Raw genomic sequence first — 25,705 nt, forward strand, 5'->3', positions numbered from 1 at the left:
CGGTGTTAGGCTGTTTCTTCCCTATCTTTTAATTTTAGGGCTTGTCCAAGCCAATTTTTCCCTTCCACAAGACGGGTAACAAGCATCGCACACACGGTGTTTCCAGTCGAATTCAACAGGGTGGCTGGTGCATCGATAATCGTACTAATAACAGCAATAATTGGCAGAGCTTCAGGTGGGAAGCCGTATACACTGATAATCAGCATTTCGCCAATCATCCCTCCACCTGGAATCGCCCCCATGACAGCACCAACTAAAAAGGCAACAGCAAGGATACTTAAAATATTCGAAACACTTGTTAAATCTTTACCAAACAAAGCAAAAAGGAAAACAATTTTTAAAACACCACCGAAAACCGAACCATCCTTATGCGTGTTGGCTCCAAGCGGGATAATCGTCTCTGCAATATCCTTTGGAACCCCCATTTTTCTCACCGCCGCCAGGTTTACAGGAATACAAGCGGCGCTAGAGCAAGTGGCAATGGCTGTGACTGATGGTGTGATCGCATTTTTCCAAAAAACTTGCACACCAGCTTTGCCTCCAGCGATAAAAGCATATAAAGTAAAAAATCCAAAATAATAAATAACAGTCAAAATGAGATAGAGGACGAATGAACGGGCATAACCTTCGAGAATTTGCGGTCCAAGCTCACCGATGACTGCCGCAAAATAACATCCTAAACCAATGGGAGCATAATACATGATGAGGCTGACCATTTTCATCATGACCCCTGTTGCAGCCGATAAAAAGTCCGCAACCGGCTTTGCTTTCTCCCCGACTAATGCCGTCGAAATGCCAAAGAACAGCGCAAAGACAATCAACTGCAACATATTGCTTCTTGAGAGCAACAAATGAAAATCCGACACTGTAAAGGTATTAACCAACTGGGTAAGGAATGAAGGCTGCTCGGTTTCCTCTGCTACTTCTGCCCCACTCATCACCTGCTTAATCGCATCGATATCAGATGGTTCAATTGGTTGAATGATCGATGTGCCAGCAAATCCGAGGATCGCGGAAACAGATGCGGTGAATAGGAAAACAAGCAAAATGCTGCTCATGATTTTTCCTAAACGCTTCATGCCATTCATATTGGCAATCGCTGAAGCAATACTGAAAAATACGAGTGGCACGATCAGCATAAACATTAAATTTAAGAAAAGATCACCGAATGGCTTAACCACAGCAGCCTTCGGTCCAAAATAAATACCTGCCACCCCTCCAAGTAAAATAGCAGATAATAAAATAAGCGTAAAACGATAATTTCTCAAAAACTTCAAATGGGTCACTGCCTTTCGCAAGAGTAAACACAATTTTTCACATTGAAATCATACCCCAATTCATGCCAAGCGTAAATAATTTTATTACCTCAGAATCCAACCAAAAATAGGAAATCCGCTTATAAAAATGTAAGCCTTTCTCCCCACTATTTGGCCTTCCAAAAATCAAGTGTCCACCAATAATGCCGACCCTTTATGAAAAGCTCATATGGATCATGTATTTGGCAAAGTTATTTTCAACACCAATGTATTGGAGGTGTTTATATTGGGCCGCATATGTTTTGGCTTTTGGAGAGGTGTAAAAAATAGGTTTCGCTGTCCCATTGTATGGAGCAATAGACCAATTTCCGTCAGCAGATGGGTGGATGATTTTATTTTTTCGAATGTAATCTGTGAGAATTTGCCGATTTTCATCCGGTGACGTAAAAATGACTTTCCCTTCACGAACCCCAGGATAGGTTGTGCTAGATGCCCGGTAGTTGTGGGTTGCAACAATAAACATTTGGTCATCCCTAACCGGGTTTCCCTTATACTTCAGGTTCACAATTCGGCTAGAATCAGGATTCTCTAAACACCCATTCACATCATATTTTGCCGGTTGGGTGACATCCATTTGATACTCCACTCCATCAATAATATCAAAATGAAATGATGGGAAATGGGAGTTAATTAAAGACTGCTCTCCACTTTTTTCCGGATCTATTCGGTTGAACTGCCCTGCACTCATTTCCAGCCATTCCTTCAACTGTCTCCCATTTACCAAAACCGCCTGCAATGTATTCGGGTATAAATAGAGATCGGCGATATTTTTGATCGCCAATGTTCCGGCGGGGATATCTGTGTAAAAATCAGGACCTCCTCGTCCTCCTGCTTTAAAGGGAGCCGCAGCAGAAAGTATTGGAATGCCTGCATATTGTTTTAAGGAGGGATCTTTTAATTTTTCCACGAGATACTCCGTTTGTGCATCGTTAACCATCTGAACAACTGAGTCATCCTGCACAAGCGCAAAGTAGCTAAAAATCGGGGCCGTTGTTTCACCGATTGGCGTATTGACGTATTCTATCGTTGCTTGATGCTCAGGTGAAATCTCTGCCATTACTGCCTCATTTGCTTCAATAAGAGGATGGCCATTGGCATCGGCAATAGGCCGTACCAAACTAAGGCTATCAACGATCTCCCATTTGCTGTTCTTTTTCTGCAGGGTTAGGTCAATCACACCTAGATGACTGCCGAACGAACCCGCCATCACTACCGGCTTTCCATGAATCGTTCCTTTTTCCAAGTCAATATGAGGGACATCCTTAAATTCAGGACCTGGAAAAAGATGATGGGAATGACCAGCTAGCACCACATCTATTCCCTCCACTTGCGATAAATAGTAAGCGGCATTTTCTATGTTCGGATTATAGGGATCCGCACTAATTCCTGTATGAGCCAGGGCAACAATGACATCGGCCCCTTTGTTTTTCATCTCTGGGATATATTTTTTCGCCGTTTCAACAATAGAATGGACGATGACTTTTCCTTCTAGGTTTCCCTTATCCCACTCCATAATTTGAGGCGGAACAAATCCAATGACACCCACCTTTAAAATATCTATTTCACCATTTTCATCGAAGACCGTTTTGTTCAAAATAACATAAGGCTCAAAATACGGTTTATTAGTTTTAACATCATATATGTTTGCATTCACAATAGGCATCTTTGCCCGGCTAAGCACTCTAGTTAAAAAATCTAAACCATAATTAAATTCATGGTTTCCGATTGTAATAGCATCATATTGAAGTGTATGAAACGCGCGAATCACCGGATGGATGTCACCTTCGTTAATCCCCCTCACCCTCGCGAGGTAATCACCAAGAGGGTTGCCTTGGATAAAATCACCGTTATCAAACAACAAGGAATTTTTCACCTGACTACGGGCTTCTTGAATAAGTGTGGCCGTTTTCACCAAACCAACCGTGTGGTCTACTTTTGTTTGATAGTAATCATAGTGAGCCAGGTGAACATGCAAATCTGTTGTCTCAAGCAAACGAAGTTGTACCATAAGACCTCCTCCCTTCTCCATCAACGACATCCGTTAAAAGTGACAGCCCCCTGTTTAGTGGCATATAACCTCCTTCCAAATTGGATAGCTCCCTTGGTGTGGTATCCAACTGAGAGTAAAGAATCAGGATGAGACGAAAGTCAAATCGAAGGCTCCTCGCCGCTAGGATACTTGCCTAGAGTTCTCAATGTTATCTTATCCAAAGACAAAATGACCTTTCCCACAAAAACCTTCTATACCAAAAAAATTGGTGTCAGACACCCATTTCATAAAATAAAAATGGATACCTGACACCTACATTCCCCTTCTTCTCCTCCCTCGAGTTTTTTTTCTCTCCTTGTCGAAGAGGCTGTAGACGACAGGGATGACAAAAAGGGTGAGGAAGGTGCTACTGATAAGACCGCCTATGACGGTGATGCCCATTGGCTGGTTAATTTCGGTCCCTTCTCCAATCCCAAGGGCAAGAGGGATCAGTCCAAGGATTGTGGTCAAGGCAGTCATTAAAATAGGACGGGCCCGTTCTTTGACCGATACAACGATGGCCTCCATTTTATCCATGCCAGCAGCTTTTTTCTGATTAATAAAGTCAACGATTACGATGGCATTGTTGACGACAATCCCGGCCAGAACAATCGATCCAATGATAGCAGTTAGCCCAATCGGTGTTCTTGTCACTGTTAGGGCAGCGGCCATACCGATAACCATTAATGGCACTGTAAACATAATGACAAACGGGTATTTTAATGATTCAAACTGAGCAGCCATTACGAGATAAACGAATACAACAGCAAGGACAAACGCCAAAATCAAATCATCTAATGATGATTCAAGCAGTTCGCGTTCCCCGCTGAAAACCACATCTGTTTCCTCCGGCAAATTCAGCTTAGCAATTTCTTTATCTACTTCCTTCGAAATCGCGCCCAAATTAGTCGTCGATTTATACTTTACCGTAAATTGAACGGCTGGCTGTTGGTTGATCCGGTGAATGTCCACTGGCCCGCTTTTTCGTTCAATTGTCGTCACTTCCGAAAGCGTAACATAAGTACCATCCGGTTTTTTCAAAAGAAGACCCTTTAATTGGTCCAAGTTACTAGTCACGTTCCGGTCATATTCAACAAAAACACCTTGAACATCCCCATCTTTCGTCACCATTTGTGTTGCTTGAACACCACGGGTGATATCGCCCACCACCTTCGCAAGTTGGGCCGGAACAAAGCCATGTGCGAGCGCCTTTTCACGATCCACTGTTACTTGTATCTCATCCACTTGCTTCATCACATCTGTGGACACTTCATTTACCTGATCCATGTCTTTTAAAGCTTGAAAGATTTGATCAACAGACTTCTTCAAGCGAGTCTCATTCGTATCTTTGACCTGAAACGTAAGTGTTTGAGGGCTTGAACCTGAAGTGGATTGTAGATTAAAGGAAAGCTTTGCTGTTGGGTTCGCATCACGTGCTGCTTTTTCCATATTTGCCCTTACATCATCCACAAACTGAAAAGTGGATCGTTCGCGCATATTTAGATCTTTCATTTTTACATAAAGCTCTGCCACATTCCCTTGGGTAGTACCTCGGAAAGATTGCTCTTGAGTCGTTCCGATCAAGCTGACATAGGTTTCAACCTCTTTCTCCCCTTGCAGTTCTTTTTCCATCGCCGCAATGACCTTTTCGGTTTCAGACAATGCTGCCCCATTTTCAAGCTTAACCTTTATGCTAAAAAAACCTTCATCAGTATTTGGTAAAAATTGTGTACCCACTGTCGTCAAACCAAAACAGCCGAGTACAAAGAAAATCAAAGCAAGACTCAAAACAGTCCCACGATGTTTTAGTGACCAACGGACAGAACGTTCCAACATTTTCGGCCAGCTATTTTTATGCCGGCGGTCATAACGGATTTTTATTGGCTTTCTTAAAAATCGGCTAGCCATCATCGGAACAACCGTTAAGGCAACAAACAGCGAAGCCGCCAAACTAAAGGAAATCGTCAAGGCAAACTCTGTAAACAATTGACCGATAATCCCGGATAGAAAAACAACCGGAAGAAATACAGCCACTGTGGTCAACGTCGAAGCGGTGATGGCGGCACCCACCTCTTTTGTTCCATCTAAAGCCGCCTCCTTCGGGTTCTTTCCAAGAGTCAGGTGACGGTTAATGTTTTCAATGACAACAATGGCATTATCAACAAGCATCCCAATCCCTAGTGCTAAACCGCCAAGGGTCATAATATTTAAGGTGAAATCGGAGAAATACATGAGCACAAATGTGACGATGACGGAGTATGGAATCGCAATTCCGATAATCAGCGGGCTTTTAATATTTCTTAAAAATAGGAACAAAACCAGCATGGCCAAGGCGCCACCAACCATTAAGGAATTGGCAATATTGCCAACGGCCATCCGGATATAATCCCCTTGGTCAAAAAGAATATCGGACTCAATTCCCTTATATTTTTCCTTTTCCAGAAGTTCATTCAACCGTTTTATGAACTCTTTTGAAACTTGGGCTGTATTAGCATCCGACTGTTGCAAAACACTGAGCAGCACGGATGGTGACTGATTGGTCCGTGTGATTGTCCGATCATCGGCTGGGACAAGTGAAATTTGGCTCACATCGGAGAGCTTAAGCGGCGAACCATCCAGTGGATGTATACCAACCGTCAGCCCTTTAAGGGTCTCGATCGAATCAATGGTGCTAATGACTCTAGTTGTTAGCTCTTTTCCTTCCGTTAAAATCGTATCACCAGGAAGGGAAATATTGTTAGCTTTAATCAGATCTACAATATCTGACTGGGTCAGCTGGTAGGTCTGGAGCTTCGCTTGATCCAGTTCAACCCGTACTTCCTTAACCGACGTACCCGAGAGGTTCACGGCAGCTACCCCATCTACCTTCATAAGCTCAAGCTTCAATTGCTCAGCAAGTTCACGGAGAGAGGCTTCACCTTCCTTGTTTTCCGTAGTACTGTCCGTTCCCTGAGCTTCGGAAGTCTGGAGCGAAAGCTGAATAACCGGAAATTGTGCCGGGTCAAACTTCAAAAATCGTGGGTTTTCAATATCATCCGAGAGGGGAGTCATATCCAGCCGCTGGATGACTTCATCCTGAATTTCATCTATGTCTGTCGTCCATGAAAATTGCAATAATATCAAGGAGGCCCCTTCTTGCGAAGTTGAAGTCATCGTTTTAAGACCTGGCAACGTCGAGAGGTTGGCTTCAAGCGGCTTTGTAACCTTCTCAACAACCTCCTTAGGCCCGGCTCCCGGATAGGACGTCACCACCACACCGACTGGCGGACTGATTTCAGGAATGAGTTTCATCGGAATATTCAAGAGCGATACCGCCCCAAGAATCAAAACTAAGAACATGGTCACCAGCGTAAAAACCGGCCTTCTAATGGAAAAATGACTAATTCTCAAATGCGAAAACCCCTTTCAACCGCCATTACAAATAACCGCTTCCAATATTAAAAAAGCCAATTTTTTTAAAATCAATACTATACTAACCAAAACAACACTAGAAAATCACCAATAAACTTCATCAAATGAGGAAGAAACAACTTTATTCTACATAAAACAACAACATATGATGTCAATATCTTCCTTACCTTATTTCTACTATATAAAACAAAAGTTACGGATACAAGTAAGGAATGGTGACAGGCACTATGTGTATAGGATTAATCATCTGATGGGTATGTACCATGATCAATGGAAAGATCAGAAAAGAGAGCTTGACCCCTTCCAAAAGCTAAATATAAAAAAACTCCGATATGGATCGGAGTTTGTAGTTCCCTATTTTTTAATATCTTTTTCATAATTAGAATCATAGCTTCTTTTTACCTATTTTTATGAAACTTCATTCCTAATGGTTATAATCCCACATTATCTTCCATTTTTCTTTTTCTTGAACCACGAAAACTTCTTGTTGGATGTCAAAGTTACCATATTTTCCTTTATAAGTTTGAGTGACAAGGAATTTATAGACATGATTCAAAACAGGTTGATCTTTGGAGATTTTCCATTCCTCCAGTTTTTCTGGCTCACCTATCGTATAAGTAAAGGTTTCGACTCCAAAATGATTCATGAAAACATGGGCCCGATCCTGGATATAATGTCCTTTAGAGAATCTTTGTTTCATAGAAGAATGAAACAACTCCCATGAATGAGCAAATTCTCCTTTTTGCTCATAACGGTAAAACTCATCCACTACCTCCAAAGCCTCTTGTTCAGATGTGTCAAACACACACCGAACGAGTAAAAACACGAGGATCACGAAAATAATCCCAATTAAAACGCCCTTTAACGGAACATGCTTTCTTCTCATCACGGTCTCCTTTATCAATTAAGCTCCTACTACCAATGAATATGATAAGCCACGTCCAAATAGTCGTATATGAATACAATCTTGGACAACTTAGTCTCCCTACGCGGACAATGCCCACAAACCGTGCCTGACACCTTGTTAAAAGAAGAATAAATAGGGAATGGTAAAATAAACTATTGATATTTTTTGAAAGGACGAATAATATAGTAAAGTATTTAATTCAATGTTCGTGTTTTAAAGGAGTTTTTTACGATGTTTAAATTAGCTGAGAATCAAACCCGTGTGAAGACGGAATTACTTGCTGGAATCACCACATTTTTTACAATGGTTTATATCGTCGTCGTGAATCCTGTTATTCTTTCGGATGCCGGTGTTCCTTTCGAGCAAGTGTTCATGGCAACCATCATTGCAACGGTATTAGGTACACTTTGGATGGCACTTTTCGCTAACTACCCGATTGCTATTGCACCTGGAATGGGGTTAAACGCCTACTTTGCCTACTCCGTTGTTGGAGGCGGTCAAAATATTAGCTATGAAACTGCATTTGCCGCAGTATTTGTTGCCGGTATTCTGTTTGTGATCTTGTCTCTCACACCTTTTCGAGAAAAATTAATTGATGCCATTCCAGATAATCTTAAGCATGGAATTACGGCTGGAATCGGCCTATTCATTGCGTTTATCGGTCTTAGGTTAACAAAAATTATTACCGCTCACCCAACTAATCTCGTTGGCCTTGGCGATCTACATGCTCCTTCTGCTGTTCTGACACTGATCGGACTTGCCGTTACATTAATCTTAATGGTCCTTAGAGTGAATGGAGCGTTATTCTTCGGAATGATTATCACTGGGGTCATTGCCTATTTTACTGGCCAACTGTCATTTAAAGAAGGATGGGTCGCAATTCCATCACTTCCAGAGGGATTGATTATTACTAATCCAATCACCGCATTTGGCGACGTTGTTCAGCACAGCCTTTACGCGGTTGTCTTTTCATTTATTCTAGTCACTATTTTTGACACAACCGGAACGATGATCGGGGTGGCGAACCAAGCAGGACTTATGAAAAATGGAAAAATGCCACGTGTCCGCCAAGCACTACTTTCTGATTCTGTTGGAACGGCAGTTGGAGCCATGTTTGGTACAAGCCCAACTACAGCCTATATCGAATCTTCATCAGGGGTGGCAGCCGGCGGTCGAACAGGATTAACTTCCCTTACAGTAGCCGTTCTGTTTTTACTGTCAGCCTTTTTCGGACCACTTGTCAGCGCTGTTTCTGGTCTATCCGCGATTACCGCGCCAGCACTCATTATCGTCGGAAGCCTGATGATGGGCAGCATTGCTAAAATCCGCTGGAATGATCTAGATGAAGCATTCCCGGCTTTTATGACGATTCTTGCCATGCCGCTTACATCTAGTATTGCTACTGGAATTGCTCTTGGCTTTATCAGCTATCCGCTCTTAAAAATTTTCAAAGGAAAATGGCGGGAAGTTCACCCACTCGTTTATGTTTTTGCGGTTCTGTTCTTCATCCAGCTTGCCTTTTTACCACATTAAAAAATGGCTTGGGTTTCCAAGCCATTTTTTCTTTTTTTAAAAAGGGGGCACTGGCACCCAGCCCGAACCGTATGCTATTCTTCGCATAAAATAGATAGGAAAAAAGAATGGAGGAAAGGAAATGAAGCTTTATTTAGATCCAGGGCACGGCGGCTCGGATCCGGGTGCTCAAGGCCATGGACTGAATGAAAAGGATATAACGTTAGATATTGCGCTGAAGCTTCGTGATATTTTGTTGAATGAGTTTCAAAATGTAGAAATACGCATGAGTCGTACCGGGGATACCACCAAGAGTTTAAGCCAAAGAACACAGGAAGCCAATGCATTTGGGGCCGACTTTTATCTTTCCATTCACATCAATGCTGCCGGTAGCTCAGCCCAAGGCTATGAAGACTATATTTATCCTAGTGCCTCTTCCGAATCCAAGAGAATTCGAGATATCATCCATGCTGAGGTCATGAAAGTGAATGAACTGAAGGACCGTGGCAAAAAACAGGCCAATTTTCATGTATTAAGGGAATCAAAAATGCCTGCCGTTCTAACCGAAAATGGCTTTATTAGCAATGCGCATGACGCGACATTGATGAAACAGTCGTCATGGCGGCAAAAAGTAGCCCGGGGACATGCAAATGCATTAGCCATTGCTTTCAATTTAAAAAGAAAGACAGTAACCAACCCCGTACCTACTCCTGCGCCAAAGCCGGCACCAGGTCAAAACCAACCAAAGCCTGGGGTACTTTATAAAGTAATGGCTGGGTCGTTTAAGGAAAGAAAAAATGCAGACGAACAAATAACCCTACTGCGAGCCAAGGGATTTGATGCTTTTGTAGTGACAACAACGATTTCTGGAACCATCTGGTATCGTGTACAGGTAGGTGCATTTTCAAGTCGCGAAAATGCAGACAAGCATTTAACACTTGTGAAAAAAGCTGGATTTACGGATTCATTCATTGTAGTTGATGATGGAGGCAGCAGTGGAAACCATAATGGTTCATCGCCTGCTAGCCCACCTAGTAGCAATGGCAGTGGCTCTAGTACAGGCTCGAACAGTGGTTCTACCGGAGGAGCTGGCAACGGACAAAATGAAAATAACGGCGAAAATTCAGGTAACACGCCGCCACCACCAAGTACCCAAGGGTATTCGATTCTCGGCCCAACCATTTTGTCTCCTAACCAAATGAACGAATTTGTAAAAACCGTCAATCCTAATGCCCCTGAACTGGGTAATCTGTATTTCACCATTGGAGAATATTATGGAATTCGAGGGGACATCGCCTTTGCCCAAGCCCTTCATGAAACAGACTATTTTCGTTTTACAGGAATCGTTCAGCTTAGTCAAAATAACTATGCGGGAATTGGTGCAACAGGGCCTGATCGTTCAGGAGCTACTTTTCAAACACCAGAAGAAGGTGTCATCGCCCATTTGCAGCATCTATTTGCCTATGCCACCGCCAACCCATTACCAAATCAATATCCATTAGTAGACCCGCGCTTTCACTTAGTGGAAAGAGGTTCTGCTCCAACATGGACCGATTTAAACGGAAAATGGGCAGTACCAGGCACCACCTATGGACAATCCATCTTAGACCTGTATAAACGCATGCTTCGCTTCTCTGCCGAAAACCTTGAAAATCTTCAAAAAGAGATTCAGTCATAAATTCCTAATATGGTTGTCTTCATCATCGTAAATAAACTAATCAAACGTTTGGTTCATTCTATCCCAATCAAAATCATCCAACCTTCCCAATTAAACGTTTGATTAGTTTCACTCACCCCTTCCGATAAAAAAATTCCACCTCCCCCCTGTCCATCTCCCCTTCTATTTCCTATATAAAAGGTGTCAGGACACCACAAATTGTTTTGTCCACCCTACGTGTACATTCCATTCGTTTCAAAAAATTTGTCTACTGTACGCGTACAAATATGTCCTTGACATCATTTGTAAAAAATAAGAAAAAGGGAGATGATCGGATGAAACTTTATTTGGATCCAGGGCATGGGGGCAGAGATCCTGGTGCCAAGGGGAATGGATTAAGCGAAAAGGATATTACGTTAGATATTGCACTGAGACTTCGAGAAATTCTTTTGAATAATTATGAAAAGGTGGAGGTGAAATTGAGTCGGACAAGCGATATAACAAAGAGTTTACTTGCTCGTTCGAATGAGGCCAATGCATGGGGAGCAGATTTTTATTTATCCATTCATATGAATGCAGCTGATCGTTCGGCTTGCGGATATGAGGATTTCATTTATTCCGGCCTTTCCAACTCATCGAAAGCAGCCAAGTTTCAAAAGATGATCCATGATGAAGTCATCAAAATGAATGGCCTAAAAGACCGCGGCTTGAAAAAAGCAAATTTTCATGTATTACGTGAGACAACCATGCCAGCCCTATTAACGGAAAATGGCTTTATTAGCAATAGCCAAGATGCGGCACTTATGAAACAACCCTCTTGGCGGCAAAACGTGGCCAAAGGACATGCCAATGGTCTTGCCATCGCCTTTCAACTACAAAGAAAATCCTCCCCTGTGCCAACCATTCCTAACCTTGGCACATCCTATAAAATCATTGCCGGGTCCTTTCGATCCTTGAACAATGCAAAGAGTCGTGTTGCAGACCTACAAGCAAAAGGATTTGAAGCATTAGTAGAAACCGCTAATATTTCAGGTGATACGTGGTATCGTGCGCAAGTAGGAGTCTATTCTAACCGAAGGAACGCGGAACAACAAATGGCTCATCTCAAAAAATCCGGGTTCAAAGATGTTTTCATCATAACGTAATAAAGTTTTTATCATGTCATCATACTGGCTGCCTTATAGAAAAAGGGCAGCCCTATTTTTTTAAAAGACTGTATAAAAGGTCATAGTAGTAGATGTTACAGAAGGCTTGTTAGACTCCTAAAAATACGACTCGCTTCTCTTATGGGCGGGTTCAAAGGGAAAAGGACGAGGTAAAGAGACCCTATATGCATGAAATTCAAGTCCTTCCCTCCAAACACGTAATACTAAAATACTAATTCATTCTAGTTTTCAAAAAAATGAAATAAATATTTTCCTACTATAATAAAATTTACATAAAAGGGTACAATTCCATTGGACAGAACCTCCCTGTTAGGATTAAAATCAGAGTATTATGAAAAGCTAAGGAGCTGCAAAAATGAAACTAACTCATGAAGAATTAGAAATTTTAAAGATAATAGAAGAAAATCATCGTCTGCCCGTAGAAACGATTGCTGCCATGGCCATGGTCAGCGAAGAAACGGTGAAAAAAACGATTAAAAAACTAGAAGATCAAAAAATTATTATAAGCTATCCAACATTAATTGATTGGAGCAAGGTCGATGGACAAGAAAATGTGGTCGCGATGATCGATGTCAAGGTCACGCCAAAACGTGGGGTTGGATTTGACGAGGTCGCTGAACGGATTGCTCGTTTTCCGGAGGTATCCTCTCTCTATTTAATGTCTGGTGCCTACGACCTTTCCATCACCGTAGAAGGAAAAACGATGCAACAAATTGCCAAATTTGTTTCAGAAAAATTGTCGCCCATCGAAAGTGTCGTGTCAACGACCACCCATTTTATGTTGAAAAAATATAAACATGATGGAGTCATTTTTGAAGGCGGAGACGAGAAAGACCGCAGAATGGTGGTATCCCCATGAAACACGAGTATTCGCATTATTTCTCAGAAGTAGTAAAAGACTTAAAACCGTCTGGTATTCGGAAGTTTTTTGATCTGGCCGCGAGCATGGAAGGCGTCATCTCCCTTGGCGTGGGAGAACCGGATTTTATTACCCCTTGGGGCACTCGAGAAGCCGCCATCCTTTCACTGGAGCAAGGTTACACATCCTATACGGCCAACGCTGGGCTACTTGAACTACGTGAGGAAATTTCCAAGTATTTAAGCACGCGATTTGGCGTTCAGTATGACCCAACCAACCAAATTATCGTGACAATTGGTGCGAGCCAGGCGCTTGATCTTGCCTTTCGGGCCATTTTGAATCAAGGAGATGAGGTGCTCATTGTCGAGCCAACCTTCGTTTCGTACGCACCATTGGTGTCCATTGCGGGTGGGAAGCCGGTTGCCATCTCCACTTCTCCGGAAAATGGTTTTAAGGTGACTCCAGAGCAATTAGAGGCAGCCATCACAGAACGGACAAAAGCCATCTTACTGTGCTCACCAAATAATCCTACTGGCAGTATGCTAAACAAGTCCGAACTTGAAGCCATTGCAGAAGTCATTGAAAAACATGACCTCATCGTCCTTTCTGACGAAATTTATTCTGAGCTTGTATATGAAGATGAGCCATACACCAGCTTCGCGGCGGTGAAAGGTATGTATGAACGGACGATTTTAATCAACGGTTTCTCAAAAGGCTTCGCAATGACTGGCTGGCGTCTTGGTTTCCTTGCCGCACCAAGTGAACTAGTATCGGTGATGCTAAAGATATTCCAATACACAACCATGTGTGCCCCTCACATGATGCAACACGGGGCCATTGAGGCGCTTCGAAACGGCTACCATGAAGTAGAAACCATGCGCGCCAGCTACCGAAGACGTCGCAATTATATGGTACAGACACTAAACGAAATGGGGCTGGACTGCCATATGCCAGGCGGAGCATTTTACGTGTTCCCTTCCATCAAGTCAACCGGACTAAGTTCCGAACAATTCGCAGAAGAGCTGCTCATGCAAGAAAAGGTGGCAGTCGTACCAGGCAATGTGTTCGGTGAAAGCGGAGAAGGATTCATTCGCTGTAGTTACGCCACCTCCATGCAACAACTACAAGAAGCAATGAAGCGAATCCAGCGATTCATTGAAACAATAAAAATAAACAGAAAAGAGAAATGTCCAGCGGAGGTCTCCAACTGAGATATAGGAAACACGAAGAGCAAAGCGATTCGATGTTGACTTATTGTAGGGCGAAGAGTGACGTTTTTTCGCCGCTAGGGACTGACGCTAGACAATTCTCGAAGTCGAAAAATCCTTCTTTTTTTGTTAGAAAACGCCTCTCCTCTAGGGGATGGCGTTTTTTCCCACTTCAGATTTCACCCTTTTCCAATTTATTATTTAAAAAGTATGTAGTCCTCTTTATTAAACATGATTACTACTTTATCTAATCTATGTCCTCCTGGATATAAGTATAATTGTTGGTCGAATCGTATTCCTAAAGGTATAACTGTTTGATGGATTAAATTTAAGATTTTAAAGCATTCTAAATCTACTCCTTCTTTTAATTTATTTTTTACTTGAATAATTACAAAATCTTCAATTTGCTCAAACCTAAGCCTTCGAGGGAAGATACTTTCGGCTTTACAAAGCCTCATTAATAGGTTTTTATAGTGATGATCCAAAACAAAATCCCTCTCTTTTCATAGCATAAGGCACTTGTACTAACCATTTTCAAAGTAGAAATGATTTTCTTATCTTAAAAAAAGCGCAGGTCTCATGAATGTGAGAATCCTTCGCTTTTTTTATTTTTCCCTCATTTGAGTTCTTGCGCTTTTCAATCTATTGATCCATTCACTGAATATTCCCGTACCTGTCTTTCCACCATTCGTCATGAAAGTGAGATTCAATGAATATGATCAGGCAAAACGTTCCACACCCCCCTATTCATCCCTTAGTTTCCGACTAACTTGGCAAATTCTTCGAGAGTTGTGGAATATTTAACATAAAGACGTGGAATATAGTATCGTTCATTTTGTATCCCTTTTTCCGAATACAGCTCAGGGGTGGTGGTTATACCGAATTGGTAATACTTCTTTGTTTCTTCCACGACTTTGTCATTAAAGCTTCCGTATGGATAACTTAACGCCACCACCGGCTTGCCGGTGATTCGTTCTATCTTTTCTTTAGAATCCTTCAATTCATGGGTAAATTTTGATAGTTTCGTTAAATCCGGATGAGTTGCGGTATGGGACTGAATAGAGAAAAATCCTGATTCAGCCATTTTTTTTAAATCCTCAGCTGATAAACGATTGGGCCAACCGATAAAATCAGATATGACAAAAATGGTACCAACAGGGTGAAAAGATGGAGTCTTTAGTTTTTGAAAAATCTCAAAGGCTTTCCAATTATTTTTATATCCATCATCAAAAGTGATAAAAACCGGTTTTTTTACGGTTTTCCAATCATCCCATTGTTCAAAAGTTAAGAAAGTAAAGCCATGGTCTCGCAAATACTTCATCTGCTTTTCAAATTGTTCAGGGGTTACATATAACTCCTTCTCCCCCGTCCCTGTATATTCAGCAATCGAATGATAAACGAAAATGGGTACTTTCTGCTGGGCAGCTACCGGTGAAACAGATAGCCCCCATCCAAAATAAAAAAATGCTAGCAAGAATAATAAGTATGTTTTCATCTTATTTCACCTGATTTCGGAAGAATTCTCCACTTATTATTCCGCTAACATTTCCTAATTATTGACCTTGCTCTTTAACATTTAATCGTCCCAGTATGGGGCCTGTTTTGTTTTCTCTGGCGAAACGATTTGGAACCTAACATATGAATGACCAAGACCCCAGAGATAGCAAGAGCGCCGCCAATAAGGGTAACCATATTTGGCCACTCGTTCAACCAAAGCCATGCCAGAACAATGACGAATACCGGTTCAATATATAACATGCTTGTAACGGAGCTTGCTTTTCCAGAAGAAAGTGCGAGTCCCCAAGTGACATATCCAATCACAGTTGGAAAGATACCTATAAAAATCGTTGCTAAATGTGCCTCCAGTGTCGCTTGTTGAAGACCCTCTATCCATCCAGGAGAAAAGAAAAAAAACGGGATTGTTCCCACCCAAGTGAAATAAGCGGTCAATTCAATGGATGAATAGCGTTTTAACAATGGTTTCTGGTAAGCAAACATCACAGCGGTTGCACAAGTAGCCATTAAGATGAAGAGAACCCCTTTATTCAACTGAAAAACCGGTCCTGCTGAGCCGGCCATCGTAATGATCGCAATTCCCACAAATCCTAAAACCAATCCTAGCCAGCCGAACAAACGAATTCTTTCTTTTAAAAAAAATACGGCAATTAAGGAGGTGAAAATCGGTGCAGCACCAACAATCATTCCAGTCGTACCAGCTGAAACTGTTTCTTCACCGAATGTCACTCCTATATGATAAAGACTAATCCCCGTCCACCCAAGAACAGCTATTTGAAGGAGATCCTTTTTTTCAGGAAGGCGAAATTTCACCCCTGGCCACATCGCATAAATCGCAAAAATGATAGAGGCAATAAAATACCGGGTTAAGACGAGATGTCCAGGTGAATAGCCTTCATGCAAAATCATCCGAATGGCCGGGAAAGAAGATGCCCAAATGATGACTGTGATCGATGCGAATAGAAAACTCTTTGTGTTCAACCCCTTCACCCCTTCCATATTTACCCAATATTATCACGGTAACCGAAATCCTTCAATGAAAAAGAATGATCCAAAATGAAGGGGCAAATCGGATATTTAAAGATGCGCACGAATCATATTATGTAGTCTCGGCCGAATTCGTAATATATGGTCTTGACGTCCAAAATGAACCCGATTGGTTAACAGGATCACATGGAGATCTATTTCCGGGTCAAACCAAATACTTGTCCCCGTAAAGCCGGTATGTCCGTATGAAAAAGGTGAAAAAAAGTCGCCACAGGATGAATTGACCGGACTCTTCAAGATCCACCCTAAGCCACGATATTCTTGATCAAATGGGGTGAAATTTTTCCTCGCTAGTCGCAGAGCCGGCTCTGATAACATTCTTTTCCCTTGATAGACACCGTGATTTTCAATCATCGAAGCAAATTTCGCCAAATCGGATATCGTAGAAAAAAGGCCAGCATGCCCACTGACACCGCCCATACTCTCCGTATTTTCATCATGGACTATCCCACACTTATAATCTTGTAATTTCTCACTATATTCCGTTGCCGCAAAACGTTGTTTAGGAAAAGTGGGATTAAATCCGGTATCTATCATGCCTAGTGGTTCAAAAATTTCCTGTTTTACATATTTATCAAATTTCTCGCTTGTTATCGTTTCTATTACTCTATAAAGGGTAATCAATCCTAAATCCGAATAAATGACTTTTTGGCCAATCGGCGCTTCTAGCTCCTGTTGACAAATTTTCGTAAAAATCTGCTCCGCGTTCAAATTCTCTAAATAATATTGCTTATGTGCAGGGAGACCAGAAGTGTGGGTAAGCAAATGTCTAATCGTAATCGATTCCTTGCCATTTTGACCAAACGATGGGATAAAATAAGAAACCGGATCATCCAAACGAATGTCTCCATTTTCCAGTAGCTTTAATGTCACGGGCAATGTCGCCACTACCTTAGTCAATGAAGCAAGATCGAACACTGTATCTAGTTCCATCGGTTCCTTCTCGGGGAACACCCTTCTATACCCAATCGCCTCCTGCAAAATCACTTGCTTTTGATAGGAAATATGAATGACCGCACCTGGAATATGCTTTAGGTCCACTTCCTTTTGCAAAAAATCAACAACTTTCGTTTTCAAGTCATTCACCACCATTTCCCTTGATTAGGTGGCAATCTTTTTCCGGATTCATCATGATGCCTCCTGTTTAAAGGAATGGATGAAAGAATCGGTAATATTCACACCAGCCTGCTGCAGGGCCGCTATGACAGAACCGGCCACGGGAGGCAATTCTGGTAAAATAAGCTTCGTTTGCAGATGATCAAATTGCAGAATTTCTTCAATGACTGGGACAAACCAATCCGCCTTATGAAAAATCCCGCCTGCCAAAACAACAGGAATGGTTTCATGGTTCGGTTCATCTTGATGTAATTTTAAAATGAGGGCCCGAATGGACATAGCCATCTCCTGGCCAGCTTTATATAGAATTTGTTTAGCAACATGATCCCCTTGTTCGGCAGCCAGAAACACGAATCGACTTAAAGAAGCTAGGATTTCCCTTGCTTTTTTCATATCATAAATAATTGGGATTAACCCCGGTACATGGCCCAAGTGAAAATGATTGAGGATAAAGGAAGTTAAGATCGTCTTTTCTCCTATTCCATCAAATTCATCAAAAATGGCTTTTACAGCCCGATGGCCAATCGAATAACCACTCCCCGGATCCCCTAATAAAAACCCCCATCCTCCCACTCTTGTACGGATGTTTTGTGCACGAATACCAAATGTAATGGATCCCGTTCCACTAATATGAACCACACCCGGTTTTCCCAATGTTCCTGAATATAGTGCATTCACCGCATCATGATCCACCTGAACTTGACAACCTTTGGGCAAGTATTGTTGAAAAAGTCCGCTCATTCTCCTCTTATCCTCTTCCCTGTCACCTCCCGACATTCCTGCAAAAAAGCTAGTCACCTTCGCAAAGCAATCTGGTGTCTGTTCTCTAATACTATCTAGTAGTTTTTGAATCTCTGTTTCTACTCGATCATATCCTAAGCTATTGGGATTGGTCGGTCCAACGACGGCACGAGAATACACCCGCCCATGATGATCACACAGGACGCCAATGGTTTTTGTCCCTCCCCCATCAATACCAAGAACAAACACAAAACTTCCCTCCCTGTCCACGGATATACTTTAAATATTAACACAATTCAGATAAATATTAGTTGGGAGATTGATAAAAACCTACCATCAATTCTTAGTAGAATGACGTGAAATCGTTTATTAGCGATAACTTACTTCACTCTAAATAAATCGACTCCATTTCATCTAGAAATGGAATGAATGTATATTAATAACAATAATAATATAATTAAATACAATAATAATTTATTGTAAAACGATAAAACATATGTTATAGTCACTTTATCATGAAATCAGTGAGGTGCTTTTAAATGAGGGTTAAAAATGGTTCAACCACTTTTTTAAAGGTCATTATTTTTCTGATTGGAGTGGCGATATTAACTTTGTGTATCTATTGGTTACCTGAAATGGCCATGAAAGATGCAAAGACACATCCAGATACAGCCTATTTTCTCATTCCTTTTTTAGTATGTGCATATGGATTTTGTATTACCTTTTCTATTGCATTATTCCAAGCATTTAAACTATTAACCTATATCGAAAGGAACAATGCTTTTTCCGAGTTATCCCTTAAATCTTTAAAGGTTATAAAAAAATGTGCTTTTACAATTATTTTCCTCATTTTGTTAGGAATCGTAAGCTTAGCGGTGCTTGTAAAAGTGACAGGTGAGGATGCGGCAGGTCCCATTTCATTAAGTTTAATGGGTATTTTGGCAACAAGTATCATTGCAGCCATGATGGACGTACTTCAAAAGCCAATCAAAGATTTCCTAGATAAAAAAGCGGAATGATAAATGAAAAATACATCCATTTTGTTTTTAAAATTAGCAATTATTCTAATTGGAATGGCGATTCTTGCATTGTGCCTCATTTTAGTGCCTAAGTTTGGGAATTTTGTTGGAGAATTGTATCCAGATAAAGCTTATATGAAAGATTTCGTTTTCATCGTGATGGATGGAGCAGCTGTGCCTTTTTACTTTGCTCTCTATCAAGCTTTTAACCTTTTACGGTACATTGACAAAAAGGCAGCGTTCTCGGAATTATCTGTACAGGCATTAAAGAACATAAAGTACTGTGCGATGGCCATCAGTGGTTTGTATGGAATCGGCTTGCCACTCTTATATTTTATAGGGAAGAAAGTTGATCCTCCTTTTGGATTTATAGGACTCATCATCATTTTTGCTTCGTTGGTTATCGCCGTTTTTGCTGTTATGCTCCAACGGCTTCTACAAGAAGCGATTAACATAAAATCAGAAAATGATTTGACGATCTAGATGAAGGATATGGCAATTAAGAATTTATGAATATGAGGTTAGCCAGATGATATTTGGGAGTACCAAAGTGACGAAGACATTCAATAAATCAGACAATCCATTTATATTGAGTCGATAAAGAATAAAAGGGATAGTCATATAAGCTATATCGCCTTTACGTTTATGATGTTATTTACTCAGAGACTTCCACTAAGAATAGCAATGAAATTAGCGACAAGAACCTGTTGTTTGTTAAAGTCCTTCTTAATTTTTATTCTTATTCTTCCATAAGGATACGAAATAAAGTGGAGGAATTCATCAAAAAACTGCCGTTACTTCCCTTTTATATATCCAGCTTTTTCTACTAATAATTCAAGTCGTCTTTGAACGGTTGACCGACTCGAAACACATTTAAAAAATGCAAAACATATTTTCAATACAATATATTGAACATGAAAATCGTATACAACACTCACCATTATTCAATCATTCTATGAACTTCTTATTAAAAAAAGCCAAAATAAAGATCGATAAATATGATATAGTATGTTCGTAAATAAATTGATTTCGGAACCATTATCTACCGTTTCCAACGGAAGTTCTAGAAAGGAAGTTAACATGAAAGCACCAAGATCCATCAGTTTACCGCTCATGATATCGATCATTGCCATTTCCTTTTCAGCCATTTTTGTCAAATGGTCAGATGCCCCGGCATCGATACTAAGTATGTATCGCATGATATTTGCTAGTTTATTATTAACACCGATGGTTTGGCTAAACCGGCACGAATGGAGAAAAATCAATACGACAAATGGCGCTTTTTTATTTTTTTCTGGCGTGTTTTTAGCTTTTCATTTCGTGCTTTGGTTCGGCTCTTTAAAGTTTACTACAGTGGCAAGCTCCACCATCATCCTTGCCTTGCAGCCGATGATATCGTTAGTAGGCGGATTCTTCCTTTTTAAAGAACGGACCAATGCGACAGCCTTAGCCACGATGGGAATTGCCATTGCTGGAGCGATGATGATCGGCTGGGGGGACTTCGGGCTAAGTCAAACAGCCATCAAAGGAGACATTCTCTCCTTCTTTAGCGTAATCGCCGTTGTGGGTTACTTATTTATTGGACAAACAATCGTCAAACAATTATCCCACTGGATTTATAGTTTTTGTGTATTTGGAAGTGCTTCTATTGTTCTTGTCATCTACAATCTAGTAACCAATGTGCCTTTTACCACCTATCCAGCACGAGAATGGGGAATTTTCCTACTACTAGCCATTGTTCCGACCATTAGCCATGTCATTAACAATTGGCTATTAAATTATGTCAACGCTACTACCATTTCGATGAGTATTTTAGGAGAACCAGTAGGCTCCACAATTCTAGCTTTCCTCATTCTTGGCGAACAGCTCACAAACTGGCAGATTGCCGGAGGAGTCCTCGTTCTTTTAGGAGTCTTCTTCTTTATGACACAAAAACAAAAAGGAGAAGGAAAACAAGCATCGAGTACTTTATCACAATAAGGTCCCCGCATTTTTATTTTTAAAAATAAGCTCTTCGATAGAAATGATCGGAGAGCTTATTTATTTCCGATAGAGCATATGCCCACAAAACAATTCTTTTTGGAGAGGGTCTTTACCTTACTGACAAAGTAATACTAATTTTACCAAAAAAATAATCTTGTTTTTCGTTTGACGTATATTACAAATTCATATATTATTAATTCGAAATATTTTACTTCTAAGTAAAACCTAAAGGAGAATGACAATGAAGAACATTTTAGTAGTTAAAGGTAATAATCGTCCAGCTTCTGAAGCTGTTTCTAGTAAAATGTATGAAACATTCATCGAGAATTTAGAAGGCGTGAACGTAACGACTTTCGATGTCTTTGCCGAAGATATGCCTTATTTCGGACAAGATTTATTTAATGCTTTTGCAAAAACACAATCCGGTGAAGCATTGACAGACATTGAACAACGAATTCTAGCCGCAAAACAAAAAGCGATGGATGCTTTCTCTGCGGCAGATGTTGTTGTCTTTGCCTTCCCTCTTTGGAATTTAACGATCCCTGCTAAATTACAGACTTTCATTGATTATATCTTCCAAAGTGGCTTTTCTTTCAAATATGATGAAAATGGCCAATTAGTCGGCTTAATGAAAGACAAAAAAGCAATGATTTTAAGTGCACGTGGTGGTATTTACTCCACACCAGAAACAGCGCCAATGGAAATGGCAGCTAATTATATAAAGAATGTCGTTAACTTCTTTGGAATGGAAATGATAGATGAAATCATTATTGAAGGACACAATGCTGCCCCAGATCAAGCAGAACGCATTATTAAAGAAGGTTTGGAAAAAGTAGCAGAAGCAGCTAAAAAACTATCAGCTGTTCCAGTATAAAACGAATTTATTTGAATAGGCGGGATACGTTCCCGCCTTTTTTATGCATTTAATAGTAATGGAATTCTCCCACGATACTTTTCTATTAATTGATGATTATGGTCATCAGCTCCATCTATATTACCGCTCAAGAAAACGGGTGGCTGGAAACCGTTATCCGCCATAATCTTAATGGCTTCCGCTAATACAGCATTCAAAATAACCGCTCCTGTCACGGTGGAAGTCGCCCCAAATGGTTCCATTACTTTTTCATATGATAACGCGGCATCCCCTTTTGAGGAATGATTATCTATCACAACATCTACAGAATTGTATAAATGCTGTCCACTCTTATGGCGAGAAGGCTGGCTTTTCGAGTATTCCAGTGAAGTAATCCCTACCACAAAAGCCCCCTTTTCCTTTGCGAACAATGCCACATCCACTGGTACAGGATTGCGTCCAGAGGTAGATAAAACAAATACAAGATCCTCTGGGCGAATATCTTGTTGATGTAAAAACTCTGCAGCATAATCATTTTGACGTTCCAATTGTGACGAACGTAACGCTCCTTCATGGAGCATTAAAGGTTCTACAAAAATAGGTTTAATCGGTACAAGACCACCTGCCCGATAAAACACTTCTTCTGTTAATAGATGGGAATGGCCGCAGCCAAAAAGCTGGATAATTCCACCTTTTTGGATCACTTCCGCCACCTTTTCCGCTACTTTTTGCATTTTCCCTTTCTCTGTCTTTTCCACTAATTCAATTTTATTCTTCGCTATTTCAAAATATTGAGCAAGCATCCGAATCAGCCCCTACCAAATATATTACCCGCGTTCATCTATACAAAAAAGCCCCATTGAATCTTTCTTAAATGACTATAGATACTTTCAATAATAATAAAAAAGCTCCCTTTCATAAAGGGAGCAAAATCATATATGTATAAATTACCTAAACTTATTATTAAAATAAATGGCTCCGCAGGCAGGATTCGAACCTGCGACCGATCGGTTAACAGCCGATAGCTCTACCACTGAGCTACTGCGGAATATTAAGAATTCAACATACTCTTGGCATAATTTGTGTCCCCGCCTCAGAAAGCAAATTCAAGAAGCGGCTCGGCGTGTACAACTCGCAGCTAATTCTTGAAGTATTGCTCGTCTCTACCACTGAGCTACTGCGGAATAATTATATAAATGATGGGCCTAAATGGACTTGAACCATCGACCTCACGCTTATCAGGCGTGCGCTCTAACCAGCTGAGCTATAGGCCCATTATAATACAATTTATAAACTTTTTCAACATTTTTTAACAAAAATTTATCATCTTATTTACATAATTCTGGAGGCAGCACCCGGATTCGAACCGGGGATAAAGGTTTTGCAGACCTCTGCCTTACCACTTGGCTATGCTGCCATTCATAAGTGGCTGGGCTAGCTGGATTCGAACCAGCGAATCACGGAGTCAAAGTCCGTTGCCTTACCGCTTGGCTATAGCCCAATAATCAAACTTCAAAGAAATGATATCATAAATGGGGCGATTGATGGGAATCGAACCCACGAATGCCAGAGCCACAATCTGGTGCGTTAACCACTTCGCCACAACCGCCACGACAAAGAAATAGAGTATGAAATGATAAATGGTGGAGGGGGACGGATTCGAACCGCCGAACCCTGAGGGAGCGGATTTACAGTCCGCCGCGTTTAGCCACTTCGCTACCCCTCCATGAAATCTATCTAATTAGATGAAAGAACGGTCTGGACGGGACTCGAACCCGCGACCTCCTGCGTGACAGGCAGGCATTCTAACCAACTGAACTACCAGACCATGAACAAATATGTATATGGCGGAGGAAGAGGGATTCGAACCCCCGCGCGGCTTTCACCGCCTCTCGGTTTTCAAGACCGACCCCTTCAGCCAGACTTGGGTATTCCTCCATATTAACAAAACCTATAGAAATCATACCAGCGGCAGCAGTAATAAGCCTTATTCATCAAATTACTAGCTTAGTGAAGGTACACTCCATAGGTTGGATTTTTATAGCGGCGGAGGGGATCGAACCCCCGACCTTACGGGTATGAACCGTACGCTCTAGCCAGCTGAGCTACGCCGCCATTATGAAAATAAGCTTTCGACTGGTCGGGAAGACAGGATTCGAACCTGCGACCCCTTGGTCCCAAACCAAGTGCTCTACCAAGCTGAGCTACTTCCCGAAATTGTTTTATATAAGTGGCGCGCCCGACAGGAGTCGAACCCATAACCTTCTGATCCGTAGTCAGACGCTCTATCCAATTGAGCTACGGGCGCGTATTTGTTTAATGGAGCGGAAGACGGGATTCGAACCCGCGACCCCCACCTTGGCAAGGTGGTGTTCTACCACTGAACTACTTCCGCAATAGTTTCAATGGTGAGCCATGAAGGACTCGAACCTTCGACCCTCTGATTAAAAGTCAGATGCTCTACCAACTGAGCTAATGGCTCAAAAAAGGCAAAAAAAATTAATGGTGCCGGCTAGAGGACTTGAACCCCCAACCTACTGATTACAAGTCAGTTGCTCTACCAATTGAGCTAAGCCGGCATTTCTTATTCGTTTAAAAAATTATTACAACACGTACTTTATTTTCGTCATCCCGACCTCAGTGAGCTATTTCAAGCGGCAGCTCGGTCGGTATGCTGAAGCTAATTCCAGATGTTCATTCGGCCGTGCTCTACCAATTGAGCTAAGCCGGCATATATTTAATTAGAAATAATTATGGTGGAGGATGACGGGATCGAACCGCCGACCCTCTGCTTGTAAGGCAGATGCTCTCCCAGCTGAGCTAATCCTCCATAGATGGTGACCCCTACGGGATTCGAACCCGTGTTACCGCCGTGAAAGGGCGGTGTCTTAACCACTTGACCAAGGGGCCAATATTCATTTTAACAAATTTATAATCCCTATTGGGGATTGGCCCGGCAGCGTCCTACTCTCACAGGGGCTTTCGCCCCAACTACCATCGGCGCTGAGAAGCTTAACTTCCGTGTTCGGTATGGGAACGGGTGTGACCTTCTCGCCATTACCACCGGACCTATTTAATTGAGGTTCATTCCCTCAAAACTAGATAATACAGAAGAAGTCTGGAAGAACGAGTACGCCAAAAGCGAAATCAATCACTTTTATACTTGGTTAAGTCCTCGATCGATTAGTATCAGTCAGCTCCACACGTCACCGTGCTTCCACCTCTGACCTATCAACCTGATCATCTTTCAGGGATCTTACTAGCTTAACGCTATGGGAAATCTCATCTTGAGGGGGGCTTCATGCTTAGATGCTTTCAGCACTTATCCCTTCCGCACATAGCTACCCAGCGGTGCCTTTGGCAAGA

The 25,705-nt window shown here is 41.5% G+C and carries 18 protein-coding genes, 16 tRNA genes and 2 rRNA genes; 9 read left to right on the forward strand and 27 right to left on the reverse strand.

Annotated features, from left to right (window positions below):
• Window positions 1–5: 5 nt before the first annotated feature.
• From G4Z05_RS01180 to G4Z05_RS01195, 4 genes are all read right to left on the reverse strand, one after another.
• Window positions 6–1,277, reverse strand: a complete 1,272-nt coding sequence (locus tag G4Z05_RS01180; RefSeq protein ID WP_163250095.1) for a dicarboxylate/amino acid:cation symporter — start codon at window positions 1,275–1,277, stop codon at window positions 6–8.
• A 193-nt stretch (window positions 1,278–1,470) separates the two neighbouring features.
• Complete coding sequence (locus G4Z05_RS01185; RefSeq protein WP_163250096.1) at window positions 1,471–3,324, reverse strand: bifunctional 2',3'-cyclic-nucleotide 2'-phosphodiesterase/3'-nucleotidase; 1,854 nt, start codon at window positions 3,322–3,324, stop codon at window positions 1,471–1,473.
• Between the two features lie 294 nt (window positions 3,325–3,618).
• The gene (locus G4Z05_RS01190) at window positions 3,619–6,735 is read right to left on the reverse strand and encodes an efflux RND transporter permease subunit (protein WP_163250097.1); all 3,117 of its coding nucleotides are present in this window, start codon (window positions 6,733–6,735) and stop codon (window positions 3,619–3,621) included.
• Window positions 6,736–7,180: 445 nt separating this feature from the next.
• Complete coding sequence (locus tag G4Z05_RS01195; RefSeq protein WP_163250098.1) at window positions 7,181–7,642, reverse strand: hypothetical protein; 462 nt, start codon at window positions 7,640–7,642, stop codon at window positions 7,181–7,183.
• Window positions 7,643–7,894: 252 nt separating this feature from the next.
• Here G4Z05_RS01195 and G4Z05_RS01200 point away from each other — a divergent pair, with 252 nt between their 5' ends.
• The 5 genes from G4Z05_RS01200 (at window position 7,895) to G4Z05_RS01220 (ending at window position 14,068) form a co-directional block, all read left to right on the forward strand.
• Window positions 7,895–9,196, forward strand: a complete 1,302-nt coding sequence (locus G4Z05_RS01200) for an NCS2 family permease (protein ID WP_163250099.1) — start codon at window positions 7,895–7,897, stop codon at window positions 9,194–9,196.
• A gap of 121 nt (window positions 9,197–9,317) precedes the next feature.
• The gene (locus tag G4Z05_RS01205; RefSeq protein ID WP_163250100.1) at window positions 9,318–10,853 is read left to right on the forward strand and encodes an N-acetylmuramoyl-L-alanine amidase; all 1,536 of its coding nucleotides are present in this window, start codon (window positions 9,318–9,320) and stop codon (window positions 10,851–10,853) included.
• Window positions 10,854–11,167: 314 nt separating this feature from the next.
• Window positions 11,168–11,977 (forward strand): N-acetylmuramoyl-L-alanine amidase, encoded by an 810-nt coding sequence (locus G4Z05_RS01210; protein ID WP_163250101.1) that lies wholly within the window; start codon window positions 11,168–11,170, stop codon window positions 11,975–11,977.
• A gap of 376 nt (window positions 11,978–12,353) precedes the next feature.
• Window positions 12,354–12,857, forward strand: a complete 504-nt coding sequence (locus tag G4Z05_RS01215) for an Lrp/AsnC family transcriptional regulator (RefSeq protein WP_163250102.1) — start codon at window positions 12,354–12,356, stop codon at window positions 12,855–12,857.
• Window positions 12,854–14,068 carry an aminotransferase gene (locus tag G4Z05_RS01220; RefSeq protein WP_163250103.1) on the forward strand — a complete coding sequence of 405 codons (1,215 nt, stop codon included), beginning with the start codon at window positions 12,854–12,856 and terminating at the stop codon, window positions 14,066–14,068. Before G4Z05_RS01215 ends, G4Z05_RS01220 begins: the two co-directional genes overlap by 4 nt.
• 751 nt (window positions 14,069–14,819) lie before the next feature.
• On the opposite strand, the gene G4Z05_RS01225 is transcribed toward G4Z05_RS01220, so the two are convergent.
• The 4 genes from G4Z05_RS01225 to G4Z05_RS01240 form a co-directional block, all read right to left on the reverse strand.
• Window positions 14,820–15,560, reverse strand: coding sequence for a polysaccharide deacetylase family protein (locus G4Z05_RS01225; protein ID WP_163250104.1), 741 nt, complete (start codon window positions 15,558–15,560; stop codon window positions 14,820–14,822).
• A gap of 74 nt (window positions 15,561–15,634) precedes the next feature.
• Entirely contained in the window at window positions 15,635–16,561 is a 927-nt protein-coding gene (locus G4Z05_RS01230; RefSeq protein WP_163250105.1) for a DMT family transporter, read from the reverse strand.
• A gap of 96 nt (window positions 16,562–16,657) precedes the next feature.
• Entirely contained in the window at window positions 16,658–17,713 is a 1,056-nt protein-coding gene (locus G4Z05_RS01235) for a serine hydrolase domain-containing protein (protein WP_420872896.1), read from the reverse strand.
• Between the two features lie 42 nt (window positions 17,714–17,755).
• Window positions 17,756–18,733, reverse strand: a complete 978-nt coding sequence (locus G4Z05_RS01240; RefSeq protein WP_163250107.1) for a BadF/BadG/BcrA/BcrD ATPase family protein — start codon at window positions 18,731–18,733, stop codon at window positions 17,756–17,758.
• 290 nt (window positions 18,734–19,023) lie between these two features.
• On the opposite strand from G4Z05_RS01240, the gene G4Z05_RS01245 reads away from it, so the two are divergent.
• The 4 genes from G4Z05_RS01245 to G4Z05_RS01260 all read left to right on the forward strand — a co-directional run bounded on the left by G4Z05_RS01245 (window position 19,024) and on the right by G4Z05_RS01260 (window position 22,360).
• Complete coding sequence (locus tag G4Z05_RS01245; RefSeq protein ID WP_163250108.1) at window positions 19,024–19,503, forward strand: DUF2975 domain-containing protein; 480 nt, start codon at window positions 19,024–19,026, stop codon at window positions 19,501–19,503.
• 3 nt (window positions 19,504–19,506) lie between these two features.
• Entirely contained in the window at window positions 19,507–19,986 is a 480-nt protein-coding gene (locus G4Z05_RS01250; protein WP_163250109.1) for a DUF2975 domain-containing protein, read from the forward strand.
• A gap of 597 nt (window positions 19,987–20,583) precedes the next feature.
• Window positions 20,584–21,483 carry a DMT family transporter gene (locus tag G4Z05_RS01255; protein ID WP_163250110.1) on the forward strand — a complete coding sequence of 300 codons (900 nt, stop codon included), beginning with the start codon at window positions 20,584–20,586 and terminating at the stop codon, window positions 21,481–21,483.
• Window positions 21,484–21,727: 244 nt separating this feature from the next.
• On the forward strand, window positions 21,728–22,360 hold the full coding sequence (locus tag G4Z05_RS01260) for an FMN-dependent NADH-azoreductase (protein ID WP_163250111.1): 633 nt from the start codon (window positions 21,728–21,730) through the stop codon (window positions 22,358–22,360).
• 41 nt (window positions 22,361–22,401) lie between these two features.
• On the opposite strand, the gene G4Z05_RS01265 is transcribed toward G4Z05_RS01260, so the two are convergent.
• The 19 genes from G4Z05_RS01265 to G4Z05_RS01355 form a co-directional block, all read right to left on the reverse strand.
• Window positions 22,402–23,142: an SIS domain-containing protein gene (locus G4Z05_RS01265; RefSeq protein ID WP_163250112.1), complete on the reverse strand. Its 741-nt coding sequence runs from the start codon at window positions 23,140–23,142 to the stop codon at window positions 22,402–22,404.
• Between the two features lie 170 nt (window positions 23,143–23,312).
• Window positions 23,313–23,387 (reverse strand) — tRNA-Asn (locus tag G4Z05_RS01270).
• Window positions 23,388–23,539: 152 nt separating this feature from the next.
• Window positions 23,540–23,613: transfer RNA gene (locus G4Z05_RS01275), tRNA-Ile, on the reverse strand.
• A gap of 69 nt (window positions 23,614–23,682) precedes the next feature.
• Window positions 23,683–23,756: transfer RNA gene (locus G4Z05_RS01280), tRNA-Cys, on the reverse strand.
• Window positions 23,757–23,765: 9 nt separating this feature from the next.
• Window positions 23,766–23,840, reverse strand: a tRNA-Gln gene (locus G4Z05_RS01285).
• A gap of 32 nt (window positions 23,841–23,872) precedes the next feature.
• Window positions 23,873–23,948, reverse strand: a tRNA-His gene (locus G4Z05_RS01290).
• A 32-nt stretch (window positions 23,949–23,980) separates the two neighbouring features.
• Window positions 23,981–24,065 (reverse strand) — tRNA-Tyr (locus G4Z05_RS01295).
• 28 nt (window positions 24,066–24,093) lie between these two features.
• Window positions 24,094–24,167 (reverse strand) — tRNA-Asp (locus G4Z05_RS01300).
• Between the two features lie 17 nt (window positions 24,168–24,184).
• Window positions 24,185–24,277 (reverse strand) — tRNA-Ser (locus G4Z05_RS01305).
• Window positions 24,278–24,380: 103 nt separating this feature from the next.
• A tRNA-Met gene (locus G4Z05_RS01310) sits at window positions 24,381–24,454 on the reverse strand.
• A gap of 22 nt (window positions 24,455–24,476) precedes the next feature.
• Window positions 24,477–24,553 (reverse strand) — tRNA-Pro (locus G4Z05_RS01315).
• A 17-nt stretch (window positions 24,554–24,570) separates the two neighbouring features.
• Window positions 24,571–24,647, reverse strand: a tRNA-Arg gene (locus tag G4Z05_RS01320).
• 12 nt (window positions 24,648–24,659) lie between these two features.
• A tRNA-Gly gene (locus G4Z05_RS01325) sits at window positions 24,660–24,734 on the reverse strand.
• A gap of 11 nt (window positions 24,735–24,745) precedes the next feature.
• Window positions 24,746–24,821, reverse strand: a tRNA-Lys gene (locus tag G4Z05_RS01330).
• Between the two features lie 21 nt (window positions 24,822–24,842).
• A tRNA-Thr gene (locus G4Z05_RS01335) sits at window positions 24,843–24,918 on the reverse strand.
• 175 nt (window positions 24,919–25,093) lie between these two features.
• Window positions 25,094–25,169, reverse strand: a tRNA-Val gene (locus G4Z05_RS01340).
• 5 nt (window positions 25,170–25,174) lie between these two features.
• Window positions 25,175–25,249: transfer RNA gene (locus tag G4Z05_RS01345), tRNA-Glu, on the reverse strand.
• A 41-nt stretch (window positions 25,250–25,290) separates the two neighbouring features.
• Window positions 25,291–25,407: ribosomal RNA gene (gene rrf, locus G4Z05_RS01350) — 5S ribosomal RNA — on the reverse strand.
• A 95-nt stretch (window positions 25,408–25,502) separates the two neighbouring features.
• A 23S ribosomal RNA gene (locus G4Z05_RS01355) occupies window positions 25,503–25,705 on the reverse strand; the annotation flags it as partial.

This window comes from Neobacillus thermocopriae, assembly GCF_010975035.1.
In the GTDB taxonomy this organism is placed as follows: Bacteria; Bacillota; Bacilli; order Bacillales; family Cytobacillaceae; genus Neobacillus; species Neobacillus thermocopriae.